Origin of the sequence: Nocardioides sp. NPDC047086 (genome assembly GCF_040643685.1) — a bacterium.
Taxonomy (GTDB): Bacteria; Actinomycetota; Actinomycetes; order Propionibacteriales; family Nocardioidaceae; genus Nocardioides.
In genome coordinates this window covers 1-15,728 of record NZ_JBEYUV010000017.1, presented here as the reverse complement: position 1 = coordinate 15,728, position 15,728 = coordinate 1, and the positions used below count along the sequence as shown (strand labels likewise).

The 15,728-nt window shown below is 67.1% G+C and carries 16 protein-coding genes; 8 read left to right on the top strand and 8 right to left on the bottom strand.

Annotation, left to right across the window (positions count from 1 at the left end; genetic code table 11):
• Window positions 1-75 precede the first annotated feature (75 nt).
• The 3 genes from ABZ796_RS14025 (at window position 76) to ABZ796_RS14015 (ending at window position 2,215) form a co-directional block, all read left to right on the top strand.
• Window positions 76-777, top strand: coding sequence for an amino acid ABC transporter permease (locus ABZ796_RS14025; protein ID WP_357337583.1), 702 nt, complete (start codon window positions 76-78; stop codon window positions 775-777).
• On the top strand, window positions 774-1,670 hold the full coding sequence (locus ABZ796_RS14020) for an amino acid ABC transporter permease (RefSeq protein WP_357337582.1): 897 nt from the start codon (window positions 774-776) through the stop codon (window positions 1,668-1,670). The genes ABZ796_RS14025 and ABZ796_RS14020 overlap by 4 nt, the downstream gene beginning before the upstream one ends.
• Before the next feature lie 272 nt (window positions 1,671-1,942).
• Window positions 1,943-2,215, top strand: a complete 273-nt coding sequence (locus ABZ796_RS14015) for a hypothetical protein (RefSeq protein ID WP_357337580.1) — start codon at window positions 1,943-1,945, stop codon at window positions 2,213-2,215.
• 352 nt (window positions 2,216-2,567) lie between these two features.
• On the opposite strand, the gene ABZ796_RS14010 is transcribed toward ABZ796_RS14015, so the two are convergent.
• The 4 genes from ABZ796_RS14010 to ABZ796_RS13995 all read right to left on the bottom strand — a co-directional run bounded on the left by ABZ796_RS14010 (window position 2,568) and on the right by ABZ796_RS13995 (window position 4,679).
• Complete coding sequence (locus tag ABZ796_RS14010) at window positions 2,568-3,038, bottom strand: hotdog fold domain-containing protein (protein WP_357337578.1); 471 nt, start codon at window positions 3,036-3,038, stop codon at window positions 2,568-2,570.
• Window positions 3,039-3,087: 49 nt separating this feature from the next.
• Complete coding sequence (locus ABZ796_RS14005) at window positions 3,088-3,354, bottom strand: metal-sensitive transcriptional regulator (RefSeq protein ID WP_008362591.1); 267 nt, start codon at window positions 3,352-3,354, stop codon at window positions 3,088-3,090.
• Between the two features lie 150 nt (window positions 3,355-3,504).
• On the bottom strand, window positions 3,505-3,885 hold the full coding sequence (locus ABZ796_RS14000) for a VOC family protein (RefSeq protein ID WP_357337576.1): 381 nt from the start codon (window positions 3,883-3,885) through the stop codon (window positions 3,505-3,507).
• Window positions 3,882-4,679, bottom strand: coding sequence for a methyltransferase domain-containing protein (locus ABZ796_RS13995; RefSeq protein ID WP_357337575.1), 798 nt, complete (start codon window positions 4,677-4,679; stop codon window positions 3,882-3,884). Before ABZ796_RS13995 ends, ABZ796_RS14000 begins: the two co-directional genes overlap by 4 nt.
• Window positions 4,680-4,787: 108 nt before the next feature.
• Between ABZ796_RS13995 and ABZ796_RS13990 the strand changes: the two genes are divergently transcribed.
• Window positions 4,788-5,276 (top strand): MarR family transcriptional regulator, encoded by a 489-nt coding sequence (locus ABZ796_RS13990; protein WP_357337574.1) that lies wholly within the window; start codon window positions 4,788-4,790, stop codon window positions 5,274-5,276.
• A gap of 123 nt (window positions 5,277-5,399) precedes the next feature.
• Here the strand turns inward: ABZ796_RS13990 and ABZ796_RS13985 are convergent, their stop codons facing one another.
• A complete protein-coding gene (locus ABZ796_RS13985) occupies window positions 5,400-7,193 on the bottom strand; it encodes an ATP-binding cassette domain-containing protein (protein ID WP_357337572.1) in 1,794 nt (597 codons plus the stop codon).
• A 107-nt stretch (window positions 7,194-7,300) separates the two neighbouring features.
• On the opposite strand from ABZ796_RS13985, the gene ABZ796_RS13980 reads away from it, so the two are divergent.
• The gene (locus ABZ796_RS13980) at window positions 7,301-8,563 is read left to right on the top strand and encodes a TetR/AcrR family transcriptional regulator (protein WP_357337570.1); all 1,263 of its coding nucleotides are present in this window, start codon (window positions 7,301-7,303) and stop codon (window positions 8,561-8,563) included.
• Between the two features lie 218 nt (window positions 8,564-8,781).
• Window positions 8,782-9,594: an IclR family transcriptional regulator gene (locus tag ABZ796_RS13975; RefSeq protein ID WP_357337569.1), complete on the top strand. Its 813-nt coding sequence runs from the start codon at window positions 8,782-8,784 to the stop codon at window positions 9,592-9,594.
• A 127-nt stretch (window positions 9,595-9,721) separates the two neighbouring features.
• Here ABZ796_RS13975 and ABZ796_RS13970 read toward each other — a convergent pair whose 3' ends face one another.
• The 3 genes from ABZ796_RS13970 to ABZ796_RS13960 all read right to left on the bottom strand — a co-directional run bounded on the left by ABZ796_RS13970 (window position 9,722) and on the right by ABZ796_RS13960 (window position 12,757).
• The gene (locus ABZ796_RS13970; RefSeq protein ID WP_357337567.1) at window positions 9,722-10,624 is read right to left on the bottom strand and encodes a 4-(cytidine 5'-diphospho)-2-C-methyl-D-erythritol kinase; all 903 of its coding nucleotides are present in this window, start codon (window positions 10,622-10,624) and stop codon (window positions 9,722-9,724) included.
• Window positions 10,621-11,490 (bottom strand): 16S rRNA (adenine(1518)-N(6)/adenine(1519)-N(6))-dimethyltransferase RsmA, encoded by an 870-nt coding sequence (gene rsmA, locus ABZ796_RS13965; protein WP_357337566.1) that lies wholly within the window; start codon window positions 11,488-11,490, stop codon window positions 10,621-10,623. The genes ABZ796_RS13970 and rsmA overlap by 4 nt, the downstream gene beginning before the upstream one ends.
• 109 nt (window positions 11,491-11,599) lie before the next feature.
• Window positions 11,600-12,757 carry a ubiquitin-like domain-containing protein gene (locus ABZ796_RS13960; protein ID WP_357337565.1) on the bottom strand — a complete coding sequence of 386 codons (1,158 nt, stop codon included), beginning with the start codon at window positions 12,755-12,757 and terminating at the stop codon, window positions 11,600-11,602.
• Window positions 12,758-12,766: 9 nt separating this feature from the next.
• On the opposite strand from ABZ796_RS13960, the gene ABZ796_RS13955 reads away from it, so the two are divergent.
• Together ABZ796_RS13955 and ABZ796_RS13950 are read left to right on the top strand one after the other, a co-directional pair.
• Window positions 12,767-13,054, top strand: a complete 288-nt coding sequence (locus ABZ796_RS13955; protein ID WP_357337564.1) for a hypothetical protein — start codon at window positions 12,767-12,769, stop codon at window positions 13,052-13,054.
• 231 nt (window positions 13,055-13,285) lie between these two features.
• Window positions 13,286-15,568, top strand: a complete 2,283-nt coding sequence (locus ABZ796_RS13950) for an immune inhibitor A domain-containing protein (RefSeq protein WP_357337563.1) — start codon at window positions 13,286-13,288, stop codon at window positions 15,566-15,568.
• The last annotated feature ends 160 nt before the right edge of the window (window positions 15,569-15,728 follow it).

Below are 15,728 nucleotides of genomic sequence, written 5' to 3'. Positions count from 1 at the left end.
CCGCAGCGAAGCGAGGACCGGATTGCGCCGACTCGGCGTGCATGAACGCTGTGTGAATCAACCTGGAAGGACCTCATGGACCTCTTCTCCGAGTATGGGTCAGCCATCCTCGAAGCATTCGGGCTGACCCTGAGACTCGCAGTCTTCAGCGGCGTCTTTTCGCTCCTGCTCGGCGTCGTACTGGCCGTCTTCCGGGTCTCCCCAGTGCCAGTGCTGCGCTGGGTCGGCGCCGCAGTCGTCTACACGTTCCGCAACACGCCGCTGACTCTGGTGATGTTCTTTGCGCTCTTCGGACTCGTCTACCAGCTTCACATCTACGGTCCTCCCGAAGAGGTCACGCTCTCGCTGAGCGAGCAAAACTTTTGGATGGCAGTGCTAGCACTGTCGGTCTACACCTCCACGTTCGTCTGCGAGGTGTTGCGTTCCGGTATCAACACCGTGCAATTGGGCCAAGCCGAGGCCGCTCGGGCGATCGGGCTCACCTTCTCCCAGAACCTCCGGTTGATCGTCCTCCCGCAGGCGCTGCGGTCGGTGCTCAACCCGCTGGCGAGCGTCATGATCGCGATGATCAAGAACACCACGGTGGCAGTCACTATCGGCGTCGTTACCGCCACGGGCGTCAATGAGGCGTCCGGCCAGATGCGAACGATGATGGAGAACGAGGCCAACCAGATCGTATTGATCTTCATCATCTTCTCGATCGGCTTCATGATCATGACCCTGCCGGTCGGCTTCCTCGCCGGTTGGGCATCCAAGAAATTCGCGGTGATCCGATGAGTGCCTCTGTTCTTTACGATGCCCCTGGCCCGCGCGCCAAGGCGCTCAACTGGATCTACTCTGGCGTCGCACTGGTCGTGCTCGGCTACATCGCCTGGCTGATCTTCTCGAAGTTCAAGGAGACGGGCCAGTGGGAGGGCGAGAAGTGGACGCCGTTCCTCGACGCCGACGTGTGGAACAACCTGCTGATCCCTGGGCTCATCGGCACACTGAGCGCCTTCGTAGTCGGCTCGCTGCTCGCCCTGGTCTTCGGGTTCATCTTCGCCGTCGGGCGGCTCTCGGACCTGAAGATCATCAGCATTCCGTGTGGTGTCGTCGTCGAGTTCTTCCGCGCGATCCCGATGCTGCTGCTGATGTTCTTCATCTACTTCATGCAACCTTCGCTCGGCTTCACGCCGACCAGCATCTTCTGGGCTGTCGTGCTCGGTCTGATGCTCTACAACGGGTCGGTCATCGCCGAGATCATCCGCGCCGGTGTGCACGCGCTTCCGAAAGGTCAGAAGGAGGCTGGCGCCACCATCGGGCTGACGCAGGGCCAGGTCATGCGTACGATCCTGCTGCCCCAGGCCGTGCGATCGATGTTGCCGGCGATCATCGCCCAGCTGGTCGTGTTGCTGAAGGACACCGCGCTGGGCTATGTACTCGGCTACAGCGAGCTGCTCGCCCAGGTCAAGCAACTGGATGTCAACTTCCACAACCTCATCCCCGCTGCGATCGTGGTGGCAGTCATCTACATCATCCTGAACACGATCCTCGGCCTGGTGGCCACCTGGATCGAGGCACGTACGCGGCGGGTGGGACACACCGCTGGCCCCGTGGGCCACGCTGATGACGCGAACATCGACGTCAACGCGCCACATCTCCTCAACGAGGAACCGCCGACCAAGATCTGAACCCTCGGTACGCCGCAACGGCCCGATGCCTCTTTCGGGCAGCGGGCCTCCCCGCTTGCGGAGTGGGATCTTTCTGGAACCACATTCTCAGCGGGGAGGCCTGGACCGCATACATCGACACCGTCTTGACCTAATATGGCCGTGGCCCGAATGAACAAGCGGCCGGGATATGCACCTATCGGATTGAAGAGCATGGGCGCGGGTTGCTGGCCGGCTACGCCCGATTCCCAAAACGGGAGTCCTAGGTCGCCAAGTAAATGGAATCCGCGGCCGTGCATGAGCGACTCATTCGGCGCGCCGCCGCATCATATGCGCATGCCTTAAAGAACATCGCGCCGGGCTCGGCCAGATTTTTGGTGCACTTCACCCATCTGCCGGCTCCCAGCCTGTTTCTGCAAACGAACTTCGTGGTGCGCGATCCACCGGCGATCACAGACACCCTCGCGATGGCCGAGCGTCCGTCTGCTCTCATGTCTTTGACCCACACCACGTCACCGGCGCGTCGCCAGCAGGCGACTGCGCTGGATCCGCCGGCCTCGGCGTAGCTGTTGCACGTCATTCCCCGAGTTGAGGGCGCACCAGAAGCTGACGACGGTGTGATCCAACTGAAACCAGCGAAATTGGCGGGCACCCCCCACGCCGCGAACGCTGGCCCCTGCCCAAGACTAGGAGAAAGGGCGATCGCCAGGGAGAGGATGGCCAACGACAGCGAGCGAAGGAGTCCCGGATTCATTCTCTTTGCATATCAGCCAAATGGAACCTAAGAGGCGGAAACGCGTAAAGACCCTATCGCCACGCCAGCGACCCTGAGACCTGGGATTGGTTGGGCAAGAGCGCTGATGCACGGACCACAGAGTCGACGAACCATCCCGGAGACGCCACCACGTTGGCGCGCTCTTACTTCTTTGTCTTAGGAGTCACCCAGAGGTTTATGGTGCCCTCGATGGCCAGAGTGCCGTCCTCGCGGATGCCCTTGACGCGCACCGCGAGGTCGCCGTCGGCGTTGTCCCACTGCTCCTGGTCGGTCTCCGCGATGCAGGTGATGTCGGTGGAGGCCTTGGCCGTGTAGGAGACGGTCATCCCCTTGGGGATCCAGCGCTTGTCGCGCGGGATGGTGACCTCCGCAAGGGCACCCATCGCCATCTCGAGACCGTTGCACAGCGCGATGGCGTGAACGGTGCCGATGTGGTTGTGGTTGCCCTTGCGGTTGGGCACGATGACCTCTGCATAGTTGGGCCGCAGCTGGTTGACCAGCGGGTGGATGGACCCGAAGTAAGGCGCCTTCTTCGCGAAGGCGACCGAAAATGCTCTCTTGCCGACAACGGGGACACGGTTGAAGGACTTCCAGAGGTCGTAGAGCTGGCTCATGCTGGCCAGGTTACCCGAGGGTAACCTCCTCCCCTCTCCTGGCCCGAGATCAGGAGAGGGAGAGGAAGACCTTCTCGAGCTCCTCGATCTGCTCCGGGCGGTCTCCGTCGGCGTGCGCGCGGCGCAGCTCGTTGGAGAGCAGCGCGAAGGCCGCCTTGTCGAGGGCGCGGGTCACTGCCTTGAGCTGGCCGACCACATCGGCAAGCTCGCGGCCGTCTTCGATCATGCGAAGTACGCCGCCGAGCTGGCCCTGAGCCCGGCGGACTCGATTGACCACGCTCGTCGTCTCCGCGTCCCGAGGCTGGGGGACGGTCACGTCGTCAGTCAAAGTGTTGCCTTCCATCGTTTCTGGCATCATTCCTGGCTCGTTGTTGTATCCCCCGGGGGACAACGGTCCAGACCAGTGGGCGTTACGGTTCTTTTTGGTTTAATTCCGGTTTTCGCCTACACGGGGCCGAAGTTCGTGCTAGTCGTCCGTATGCCACACGATCTCGACGCGGTTGCCGAACGGATCGCGGACGTGGAAGCGCTGGAATCCGTCGGCGTTGTGTCGCTGGCTCCAGTCGACGTCGAACCCCAGGCTCGCCAACCTCGCGCCCACGGCCTCCAGATCCGCCTCGGTCTCGACCGCCAGAGCAGGATGGGCCTTGGCCTGCGGTCGGTGTGGATCCTCGACGCCGAGATGGATCTCCGCGCCGCCCGGCGAGCGGAACCAGGCGCCACCGCACTTGGCCAGCTCGGCCGGCTTCGGCACCTCGGACAGCCCGAGCCCGTCGGCATAGAACGTCCGGGCCTCGCCCTCGTGGCCGGCGGGCATGCCGACCTGCACGTGATGGATGCGCATCATGCCCCCAGCCTGCGGGCGACCACGAAGACGCGGCGGAACGGGAGGAGAACGAAACTGTTTCCTACCGAATCGTTTCGTACGGGATAAGCCCGTGCCAGACGGTTCTTGAGCTCCTCGGCGAACGGCTCGAAGAGACCGGCCTCCTCCAGCGCCGCAGCCGTCGGACGCAGGCTCGTTCCGGCGATCCAGGTGAAGACCGGGTCCTCGCCGGTCAGCACGTGGAGGTACGTCGTCTCCCAGGCATCGACCTCGAAGCCCGCTCCCACCAGGACGTCGTAGTAGTCGGCCGGGTCGTGCGACCCGGGCGCCTCTAGGTGACGGGTGTGATCGACGTACGGGTCCTCGGCGGCCAACTCCTCGCGCAGCCGGTGGCTGGGCTCGTCGAAGTTGCCCGGGACCTGGAAGGCGAACCAGCCGCCCTCCCCGACCGCGCCGGCGAGCGCAGGGAGCAGGTCCAGATGGCCGGGGACCCACTGCAGGGTGGCATTGGAGAGGAGTACGTCGACCGACCCCGGCGCCACCGAGGCGGCCCAGTCACGAAGATCCGCCACCGCGAAGTCGACACCCTCGACGGTCGCGCGCGCCTTGTCGATCATCGGTGCACTGGAGTCGAGGCCGACGACCCTGGCCTCCGGCCAGCGGCCCGCCGCGAGGGCAGTCAGGTTGCCAGGACCGCAGCCCAGGTCGACCACGGTCTTCGGACGATCGGCGCCGACCCGGCGAAGGAGATCGACGAACGGCCGACCTCGCTCGTCGGAGTAGGTCAGGTAGCGCTCGGGATCCCATGCGGTCATGGCGTACGTCCTTCCGATTTCTCTTGACGTCAAGATATTCAGATCGTCCCGCCGACTTGTCTCGATGTCAAGATTCTCGATGGGGCGAACTTGGGCTACGCTCTCGCCATGCGCGACGAAGTCGACGACCTGAGCGAGGCCTGGGCACACGAGCGGCCCGACCTAGATCTCGGTCCTGTCGAAATCTTCTCGCGTCTCTCCCGCCTCTCGCGTCACCTCGACCTCGCCCGACGCGACGCGTTCTCGGGCTCCGGGATCGAGTCGTGGGAGTTCGATGTGCTTGCCGCCCTGCGCCGAGCCGGCGACCCCTACGAGCTCTCCCCCGGCCGGCTGCTGCGCGAGACCCTGGTGACCAGCGGGACCATGACCAACCGCGTCGACCGTCTCGCCTCACGAGGACTGGTCGAGCGGCTGCCGGATCCGGCCGACCGCCGCGGTGTCCTCGTCCGACTCACCCCCGACGGCAAGGCGACCGTCGACAGCGCCTTCGAGGCGCTGCTCGCCGCCGAGCGGGAGTTCCTCGACAGCCTCTCCGACGACCAGCAGAGCCAGCTCACCGATCTGCTACGCCGGCTGCTGGTCCCCTTCTCATCCTGACCGAGCTCCCCGCCGAGTCGGCTCATCTTGACCACGATCCCCGCCGAGTCGGCGCGTTATGACGAGCCGACTCGGCGTCGGATCCGGTCAATTCGCGCCGACTCGGCGGGCTTGGCGGACCAGCTACTCCAGGACCTCGGCCGTCTCGAGCCACTCCAGCTCGAGGTCGTCCTTCTCCGCGGCGAGCTGATCCAGCTCCGCGCTGAGCTCGGCGAGCCGGGTGTAGTCGTTGACCGACTCCGCCATCGCGAGCTCGAGCTTCTGCTGCTGCTCGCCGATCCGCTCGAGCTGCTTGTCGATCCTGGCGATCACCTTCTTCGCCGCTCGCTCTTCGGCAGAGCCGGGCTTGGCCTTCGACGAGCCACCCGCTGCCGTCTCGGCCGACGCGCGTGACGCCTCGGCCTGCGGGGCTGACGGCTCGGCGGGGATCGGGAGGCGGCGCTCGAGATACTCGTCGACACCGCGCGGGAGCATGGAGATCTGGCCGTCGCCGAGAAGGGCCCAGACGGAGTCGGTGACGCGCTCGAGGAAGTAGCGGTCGTGGGAGACCACGATCAGGGTGCCGGGCCAGGCGTCGAGGAAGTCCTCGAGGACGTTGAGCGTCTCGATGTCGAGGTCGTTGGTCGGCTCGTCGAGCAGCAGGACGTTGGGCTCGGTGAGCAGCAGGCGCAGCAGCTGGAAACGGCGGCGCTCGCCGCCGGAGAGGTCGCCGATGCGCGTGACGAGCTTGTCGCCGGTGAACCCGAAACGCTCGAGCATCGAGGTCGCCGAGAGCTCTTGGCCGTCGGTCGTCTTGGTGACGCGCTTGATCGACTCGACGGTGGGGAGGACTCGCGCCTCCGGGTCGAGGTCGTCGAGCTGCTGGGTCAGGTGCTGGAGAGCGATGGTGCGGCCGTGGCGTACCTTCCCCACGGCAGGCGGGAGAGAACCGTCCAGGAGCGACAGCACCGAGGTCTTGCCGGCGCCGTTGACGCCGACGATGCCGATCCGGTCCCCCGGACCGATGCGCCAGGTGGCGTGCGACAGCAACTGCCGCTCACCGCGGAAGAGGTCGACGTCCTCGACGTCGATGACGTCCTTGCCGAGCCGCTGGGCGGCGAACTTCTGCAGCTCGAAGCGGTCGCGCGGCGGAGGTACATCCTCGATGAGCTGGTTGGCGGCGTCGATGCGGAACTTCGGCTTGGACGTACGCGCCGGGGCACCGCGGCGCAGCCAGGCCAGCTCCTTGCGGACCAGGTTCTGGCGGCGTACCTCGGTGGCGGCGGCCTGACGGGACCGTTCGGCCTTCGCGAGGACGAAGGCGGCATAGCCACCCTCGTAGGCGTCGACCTGACCGTCGTGGACCTCCCAGGTGAACTGGCAGACCGCGTCGAGGAACCAGCGGTCGTGGGTGACCACGACGAGCGCGGACGAGCGCGCGGCCAGGTGTGCGGCGAGCCAGGCCACGGCCTCGACGTCGAGGTGGTTGGTGGGCTCGTCGAGCACGATCAGGTCGTGCTCCCCGAGCAGCAGCTCGGCCAGGGCACAGCGCCGACGCTCACCACCGGACAGCCCCATCACCGCCCGGTCGAGATCGATCCCGGCCAGGAGCTGCTCCACGATCTCGCGCAGCGCCGGGACGCCCGCCCACTCGTGGTCGGAGCGCCCGCCGAGCACCGCCTCGCGGACGGTGTGGGAGTCGACGAGCTGGTCACCCTGGTGCAGGAACCCGACGAGCAGGCCACGCTGGCGCGAGACGCGCCCGGAGTCGGGCTCCTCGAGGCCGGTCATCACCTGCAGGAGCGTCGTCTTCCCGTCGCCGTTGCGGCCGACGATGCCGACCCGGTCGCCGGCACTGATGCCGAGGGAGACGTCGTCGAGGAGGGGCCGGATGCCGTACGCCTTGGAGACGTGCTCGAGGTTGAGGAGGTTCGCCATATCGTCTCCCATTGTCCCCGAGGGCGGTGAGGCGGCCAGCATCGCGGCGGCCATCCAGTGGCACACCGGGCGGACGAACAGCCCCTGACCTGCTTAGACTCGGTGCAATGGCCGAGCAGACACTCCGCGAGCACACCCACGGCTCGCGTCAGATGATCCTCGACGCAGCGCTCCGGCTGGCCGCCGAACGTGGCTATGTCGGCACGACGATGGCGCTGGTCCGTCGCGCGACCGGCCTCCCGCCGTCCTCCCTCTACTGGCACTTCTCCAGCAAGGACCAGCTTCTCGCCGAGGCGCTCGAGCACGGCTACACCCGCTGGTACCAGATCACCCCGCGATGGGAGCCGACACCTATCGGCGCCGACCTGCGCAAGGGACTGCTGGTCAACCTGCGGCATACGACATCGGACACGGACGGCGCGAAGGCCGACTGGTGGCGGATGGGCCTGATGCTGGCTCTCGAGTCCGGACCGACGGTCGGCGACGGTCCGCGCGAGCGCTTCCTCCAGATCCGCACCCAGACGCTGGCCGAGTTCTCGCGGTGGTGGTCCGACGCGGTCGACCTTCCGGCCCCGCACATCGAGACTCTCGCCCGGCTGACGCTCGCCGCCCACGACGGTCTCTTCGTCCACGCCCAGACCGACGAGTACGCCGACCTCGACCCGCTCCGGCAACGGCTCGCCGATGGCCTGGCCGAGGTCGCGGACGATCTCCGGAAGCAGGACCCGGCGGCCGTTCCCGAGGCCGTGGAGCTCCCACCGGTGACGTACGAGGGCAGGAGCAGCAGCCGCGAGAAGCTCATCGCTGCGGCGCTGGAGGTCGCCGCGGAGAGCGGCTACGAAGGCGCCTCGATCAGCCGGATCTGTGCCGCGGCGGAGCTGCCTGCTTCCTCGGTCTACTGGCACTTCGAGAACAAGGACGACCTGTTCTCGGCCGCGGTGGACGACTCCTACCGCGCGTGGATCGGCTCCCAGTCCTCGTGGCAGCCGCCGCGCGCGGACTGCGACTGCGCCGCCGAGCTCCCCCTGATGCTGAGGCCGCTGGTGGCCAGCCTGCACCGGCTGCCGCCGTTCCTGCGGATCGGCCTGATGCTGGTACTCCCGAAGCGGCCCGAGCCGCTTCCCGGTCGGGACCGGTTCCTTGCCGTACGCCGCCGGTCGCGAGACGAGTTCGCCGGCTGGTTCCGCGGAGCCCTCGGGGACGACGGGCCGGCGCACGCCGACGAGATGGCTGCGCTGCTGCTCGTCATCGCAGACGGACTTCTCTTTGCCGAGGCGCTCGACCGCGCCGACATGCCACCGGCCACGACCTCGGACCTGCTGGCGCGACTGGTGACGGCGACGCCGTTTCATACACAGATCAGTCACTGACCTACTACCGTAGGTCCACAGAGGGTTTACGACGCCAACGGTCGGAAACTCATCGATCTGTATGTCATGTCATCTATTTCCGCAGGTCAGGAATGAGATTTATCCAACATTTGCTCCACAACCTCCGGAACGATCGTTACAGTGACTGCTGTCACAGAGAGTTGGAGGCCCCAGATCCCCCCTTCGTGGTGCCTCCGTCTCATTAAGGAGATCCCCCCATGAGCGTCACTGCTATCCCCACCCTGGCTAGTCAGCACGACCATGAAGGTGCCCCGAGGACGACCTCTTCGGCGACCCCGTCTGCGACGAAGGCCCTCCAGATCCTGGAGGCATTTCTCGGAGCCGGTCCGAAGCTCGGTGTCAGCGAGATCGCTCGCACCGCGGGCCTTCCCAAGTCGACCGCCTTCCGTCTTCTGCGTCACCTCGAGCAGAGCGGGTACGTCGAGCGCACCGGCCGCCACTACGTGCTCGGTCGGCGGCTCTTCGAGCTCGGCAACGCGGTGCAGATCTGCCGCCCGCAGGGCATCCGGGAGACCGCGATGCCGCATCTGGCTGAGCTCTACGTGGCCACGGGCAAGACCGTTCACCTCGCCATCCTCGAAGGCACCGACATCGTCATCCTGGAGAAGATCACCGGACGCGGTGGCATCCAGCCGGACACGTACGTCGGCGGGCGAGCCCCCGCCGCCTGCTCCGCACTCGGCAAGGCGATCCTCTCGTTCAGCGACCGCAACCACATCGCGGCCGTGCTCGAGTCCGGCCTGGTCAGGCGCACCCGCCACTCGCACGGCGACCCGGCGAAGTTCCTCGCCGAGCTCCGCCGCGCCAACAGCGAGCGCATCGCCTTCGACCGCGAGGAGGCCCAGGTCGGCATCGTCTGCGCCGGGGTCCCGATCATGATCGAGGGCCGTGCGATCGCCGCCGTCTCCGTCTCCGGCAGCGCCGCCGGGTTCAACGCCGCCAGCATCACCCGCCACCTGCGCCGCGCCGCTGCCGCGATCTCCGACGAGGTCGTCTCCAGCGCCGCCTGACCCCTGCCGAGGCGTCACGTACGTCGGCCGAGGCGTCGGCTAGGTCGGCCGAGGCGTCACGCGCTGACGTCTCGGCCGACGTAACTGACGGCTCGGCCGACGTACCTGCCGTCTCGGCGGGGTGGGGTCAGTAGGTGACCAGGTGGGCGCCGGCGACGGGGCCGGGGGCGGTCCAGACGCGGTCGTACGCCTTGGCCTGCATCGCGCCGGCGACCTCGCGGGCGTGGGCGGCGTCGCGGCAGAGCATCAGTACCGTCGGGCCCGAGCCGGAGAGCTGGACGGCCAGGGCACCGGCCTCGGCGCCGTCGGCGAAGGTCTGGGCGAGGTCGGGGCGTAGCTCCAGCGCCGGGGCCTGCAGGTCGTTGGTGAGCGCCTCGGCGAGGAGCTCCGCGTCGCCCTTCTCCAGCGCCATGAGCAGGCTCTCGGGTACCTGCGGGTCGCCGACCCCGGTCCCGGAGAGCTCGTCGAAGGCGCGGTAGACCGACGGCGTCGACAGTCCGCGCTCGTTGCCGACCGCGACCCACCACCAGGCACCGTTGTCGGTGACCGGCTCGACGATCTCGCCACGGCCGCCGCCGACGGCGGTGGCGCCGATGAGCGCGAACGGCACGTCGGAGCCCAGCTGTCCGGCCAGAGCCAGCAGATCCTCGTCGGAGGTCTCCAGCGACCACAGGCGGTCGAGGGCGACCAGCGTCGCGGCCGCGTCGGCCGATCCGCCGGCGAGGCCGCCGGCGACCGGGATGCCCTTGTGGATCGCGACCTTCGCGGCCTTGTCGATGCCGTGGTGGGCGGCGAGCGCCTTGCCCGCCCGGACGACGATGTTGTCCTCGCCGGTCGGGACCTCGCTCAGCGCGATGTGGTCCTCCCCGGAGAGCGTGACCTGCCACTCGGCTGCCTCGCTCACGGTGACGTCGTCGTAGAGCCCGATCGCCTGGTAGACCGTCGCCAGCGGGTGGAACCCGTCCGCACGGACCGGCCCGACGCCGAGGTGGAGGTTGAACTTCGCGGCCGCGCGAACGGTGATGGTCATGAGGGAACCCTTTGAAGCGATTCGGTGATGCGTACGAAGTCCGCGATGGTCAGCGACTCGCCGCGCGCCAGCGGGTCGATCCCCGCCTCGACCAGCGCCTTCTCGGCTGCGTCGGCGGAGCCGGCCAGAGGCTTGAGTACGCCGCGCAGCGCCTTGCGCCGCTGCGCGAAGGCGGCGTCGATGACTGCGAAGACGTCTTCGCGGGAGACCGACGTCGACGGCGGCTCACGGTGTCGCCAGTAGACGAGGCCGGAGTCGACGTTGGGTGCCGGCCAGAAGACGTTGCGGCCGATGGCGCCGGCGCGGCGTACCTCGGCGTACCAGGCGGCCTTGACCGACGGGACGCCGTAGACCTTGGAGCCGGGCTTGGCGGCCAGCCGGTCGGCGACCTCGGCCTGCACCATCACCAGCCCGTGGCGCAGCGAGGGCAGCAGCGACATCAGGTGCAGGAGGACCGGGACCGACACGTTGTAGGGCAGGTTGGCGACCAGGGCCGTGGGCGGCGGTCCGGGGACCGACTCGACCCGGAGGGCGTCCGCGCGGAGCAGGCTGAACGCGTCGGCCTGGTCGGGGGCGTACTCCTGGATGGTTCTCGGCAGCCGCTGCGCCAGGACCTCGTCGATCTCGATCGCGGTCACCTTCGCGCCGGTCTCGAGGATGGCGAGGGTGAGCGATCCGAGGCCGGGGCCGACCTCGACGACGACGTCGTCGGCGCCGACGCCGGACTCGCGCACGATCCGGCGCACGGTGTTGGCGTCGATCACGAAGTTCTGACCGCGCTGCTTGGTCGGGCGAAGGTCCAGCTCGGCTGCCAGCGCCCGGACCTCCGCAGGCCCCAACAGGCGCGTCGGAGTGCGGTCGGTCATGTCACACAGCGTAGGCCCCGCAACGCCGAGTCGGCGCATCTGTCCCAACGAGGTGGGACAGATGCGCCGACTCGAGCCCGATCTACGGGGCAGATGCGCCGGGTCGTGACTACTGGGGCAGACCGAGGCTCTGCGAGCAGGCCGGCCAGGAGCCGTAGCCACCGTTGGCGTCGCGGACCTTGGTCGCGATCGCGATCTGGGTCTCGCGGCTGTTCTCGCTCGGGAGCCCGGAACCGCCGTAGGCCTGCCAGGTCTGCACGTTGAACTGCAGTCCGCCGTAGTAGCCGTTGCCGGTGTTGATCGCCCAGTTGCCGCCGGACTCGCACTGCGCGAGCTGGTCCCAGACGGTGCTGCCGCCGGCGAAGTTGGCCGCAGGGGCCTCCTCCTTGGTGCCGATCTTGACCACGCGGGTCTCGGCCTCCTCGATCACGTTCTGCTCGAGGACCTTCCTGGAGACGGCCTCACCGTTCTTGTAGACGATGCGGTAGGTCACCGAACGGACTCCGTCGGAGCCCTCCTCGACAACCTTGGTGTCGCCCTTGTCCATCGAGGAGTCCTCGATCTCCTTGACCGGCGCCTCGACGGTCTCACGAGCGACCTTCCGGTTCTTGGCGGCGAAGTCGGTGAAGACGATCTTCTGACCGGTCTTCAGGGCCTTGTCGGAGGCCGGGGAGACCTTGTCCCGGCGCTCGAGGTCGACACCGAGGTCCTTCAGGGCGTCGCCCACGGTCAGCGCGGTCACGCTGACCTTCTTGGTCTTCTTCCCCGCCAGCGCGACCTTGACGGTCTTCGGCGTGATGACGTCGAGCGACATCCCGTCGCGGCCGATGTAGGCACCGCGGCTGGTCGAGAGCTCCGCCCGGTCGTAGTCACGGCCGAGCTCGGCGAGAGCGCCGCCGACGGTGGTCGCGGTGACCCAGTGGTCCTGGGCCTTGCCGTCGACCTCGAGGCTCAGCTGACGGGCGTAGCGGACGCTGATCGCGCTGCCGTCCTCGACCTTGGTGTCGACCGACGGTGCGACCGCGTCGCGGTCGCCGACCTCGATGCCCTCGGCCTCGAGAACCTCCCCGACGGTGTCGGCGTGGACGCTGACGTCCTTGGCCTTGCCGTCGACCGAGACGATGACATCGGTCTGGGAGGTCTTGACCCCGTATGCCGCGCCGCCCGTGGCGACCACGGCGGCGGCGAGTCCGCCGACCAGAATGGCCTTACGGCGGGGAGTAGATGCGATGTTGCGAACCCATGAGGTGGTGCTGCTGACGGGCACAATGCTCCGATGTTCGTGCTCTCCGGGCACGGGCGAACGGTGTTGCGAGATCTGTCGATCCACGCGCTGAGGCCCACCCCCAACACCGTCCGGATCTATCCCGATCCCGGCTATCTCGCCGGACAGCGGAACAAATACGGTCGGTTAAATGCAAGTCTCCTGCCCGATCCGCAGGCAATTACAAGCATGCAATCTCGGCATCAAATGGGGGTCAGAGAGGGCTGTCAATACCTGTCGCAGCGAATGACAGGTGTGCGATTCAACACGTCGAAATCGCTGGTCAAGCGGGTTGATTAGGCAACATGTCGTAATCCCGCCACGAAATATCGTGCTCGCTGGCCAATAGGCGACAAATCCTTTACAGGTAACTCCGTTGCTTGGTGTTGTACTCCGAAGCCATCTGTGTCGTGATGGCCCGTCGTGCCGGTCAGTTCTCGGGGAAGGCAGATGTGCGCGATGTCACCAGACTCCGGAGGAACGATGAACAGACGCGTTACCAGCGCGCTAGCCGCACTTGCGGTCGCAGGCGTGACGCCAGTGATCCTCACTCACTCGTCGGCGAGCGCCGTCGAGACCGAGGGGATCCCTGCTGCGGCGGCCGTCAAGCAGAAGGTCGACAACAAGCCCGACGCGCTCAACACCAAGCGCACCGAGCTCAAGACCAACGCCGCCACCGCGGTTGCCACGGGCGAGAAGCAGACGGTCACGAAGAACGGCAGCGAGGTCGTCAAGATGGGCTCGGGCAAGAACGCCCGCTGGGTGGAGCACGAGCCCACCGAGAAGTCCCAGCTGCTGAGCTTCCTGGTCGAGTTCGGCGAGGGCGGCAACCCGGCCTTCCCCGACAACACCTCGGGCCCGCGCCACAACGAGATCGCGCCGCCCGCGGAGGACGACAACTCCACCTACTGGGAGGAGGACTTCTCCCGCGAGCACTACATGGACATGTTCTTCAACCAGAACAAGGGTGAGGAGTCGTTCCACAACGTCTACAAGGAGATGTCGAGCGGCCGCTTCGACCTCCAGGGCGACGTCAGCGACTGGGTCACGCTCCCGCACGCGGAGTCGTACTACCAGAACGACAAGGGCGACGAGACCGCCGCCGCGATGAAGAACTACGTCCAGGACAGCGCCAACGCCTGGTACGACGCGCAGAAGGCGGCCGGCAAGACCGACGCCCAGATCACCGCCTACCTCCAGGACTACGACATCTGGGACCGCTACGACCTCGATGGCGACGGCAACTTCAACGAGGCCGACGGCTACATCGACCACTTCCAGGCGATCCACTCCGGTGAGGGCGAGGAGGCCGGCGCCGACCCGTGGGCCATTTGGTCGCACCGGTGGGCCGCGAACGCCTCCGGCTCCGACGGCCCGGCCGACTTCCCGAAGGCCGGTGGCGTCAAGATCGGCAACACCGACATCTGGATCCGCGACTACACCACGGAGCCCGAGAACGGCGGCCTGGGCGTCTTCGCGCACGAGTTCGGCCACGACCTCGGCCTGCCGGACTTCTACGACACCGCCGGCGGCGAGAACGGCACCGGTTTCTGGACCCTGATGAGCTCGGGTTCCTGGCTCGGCCACGGTGACGGCACCATCGGCACCACCCCGAACCACATGGGCGCCCCCGAGAAGCTCTTCCTCGGCTGGCTCAACTACGACACGGTCGAGGCCGGTACGTCCAAGAAGCTGACCCTGGGCCCGAGCTTCCACGACACCGGGGCGAAGACCCCGCAGGCTCTGGTGGTCAACCTGCCCGACGGCGAGACGACCCACGACGTCGGCTCCGGCTCGTCCGGCAAGACGTTCCTCTACTCCGGCAAGGGCGACGACCGCACCGCCACCGCGGTCAGCCCGGAGATCGCCGTCCCCGCGGGCGGCACGCTCTCGGCCAAGGTGAAGTACGACCTCGAGGCGGAGTACGACTTCACCTTCCTGGAGGCCTCCACCGACGGCGGCACCACCTGGTCGACCCCGCTGGAGACCAACCTGTCCTCGGCCGAGTACAACAACGGCATCCACGGCACCTCCGACAGCACCTGTGACGGCAACTGCGCCGACCACGACCCGCAGGAGTACGTGGACCTGACCGCTGACCTGGGTGCGTACGCCGGCCAGAACGTGAAGCTCCGCTTCCGCACCGCGAACGACGGCGGCGTCGCCTACTACGGCTTCGCCATCGACGACCTCTCGGTCGGCTCGGCCTACACGACGGACTTCTCGTCCTTCGACGGCTGGACCAACAAGGAGTACATGGGCATCACGGACGGCACCTACACCTCGACGTACCCGCGCTTCTACATCGCCGAGAACCGGCAGTACAAGGGCTACGACAAGACGCTGGCCGAGGGTCCGTACAACTTCGGCTACGGGGTCACCGCGCCGGACAAGGTCGACCACTACGCCTACCAGGACGGCCTGCTGGTCTGGTACCAGAACGGCGCCTACGGCGACAACAACACCTCCGAGCACCCCGGTGGTGGCCAGGCGCTGGTCGTCGACTCCACCGTGGGCGTCCAGAAGTGGTCGAACGGCACCCTGGCCCGCAACCGGATGCAGGGCTACGACTCGACCTTCGATGTCGACCGCACCGACCGGCTCCACCTGGAGAACGAGATCGCCGGCGCTCCGAACAACGTCCTCGACGTGCCGCGGCGCAAGAGCGTGCCGACCTTCTACGACAGCTCGGAGACGGCCTACTGGGACGCGTCCAACCCGGCGCACTCCACCAAGACCGCCGGCAGCGGCGTCAAGATCAAGGTGCTCTCCTCGGACGAGCGCAAGGGCATCATGAAGATCAGCGTCTCCTGACCTGATCCGATCAGCCCCGCTGGGCGAGCCTGCGAGCGCTAGCGAGCGGTGTCGAGACCAACACAGTGATGGATGGCAACTGGGGCGGATGCCACATACATCACTTCGACTCGTCCTCGCCGACACCACGCCGATACCCTGGGGGTGTGAGTGAGTCTGA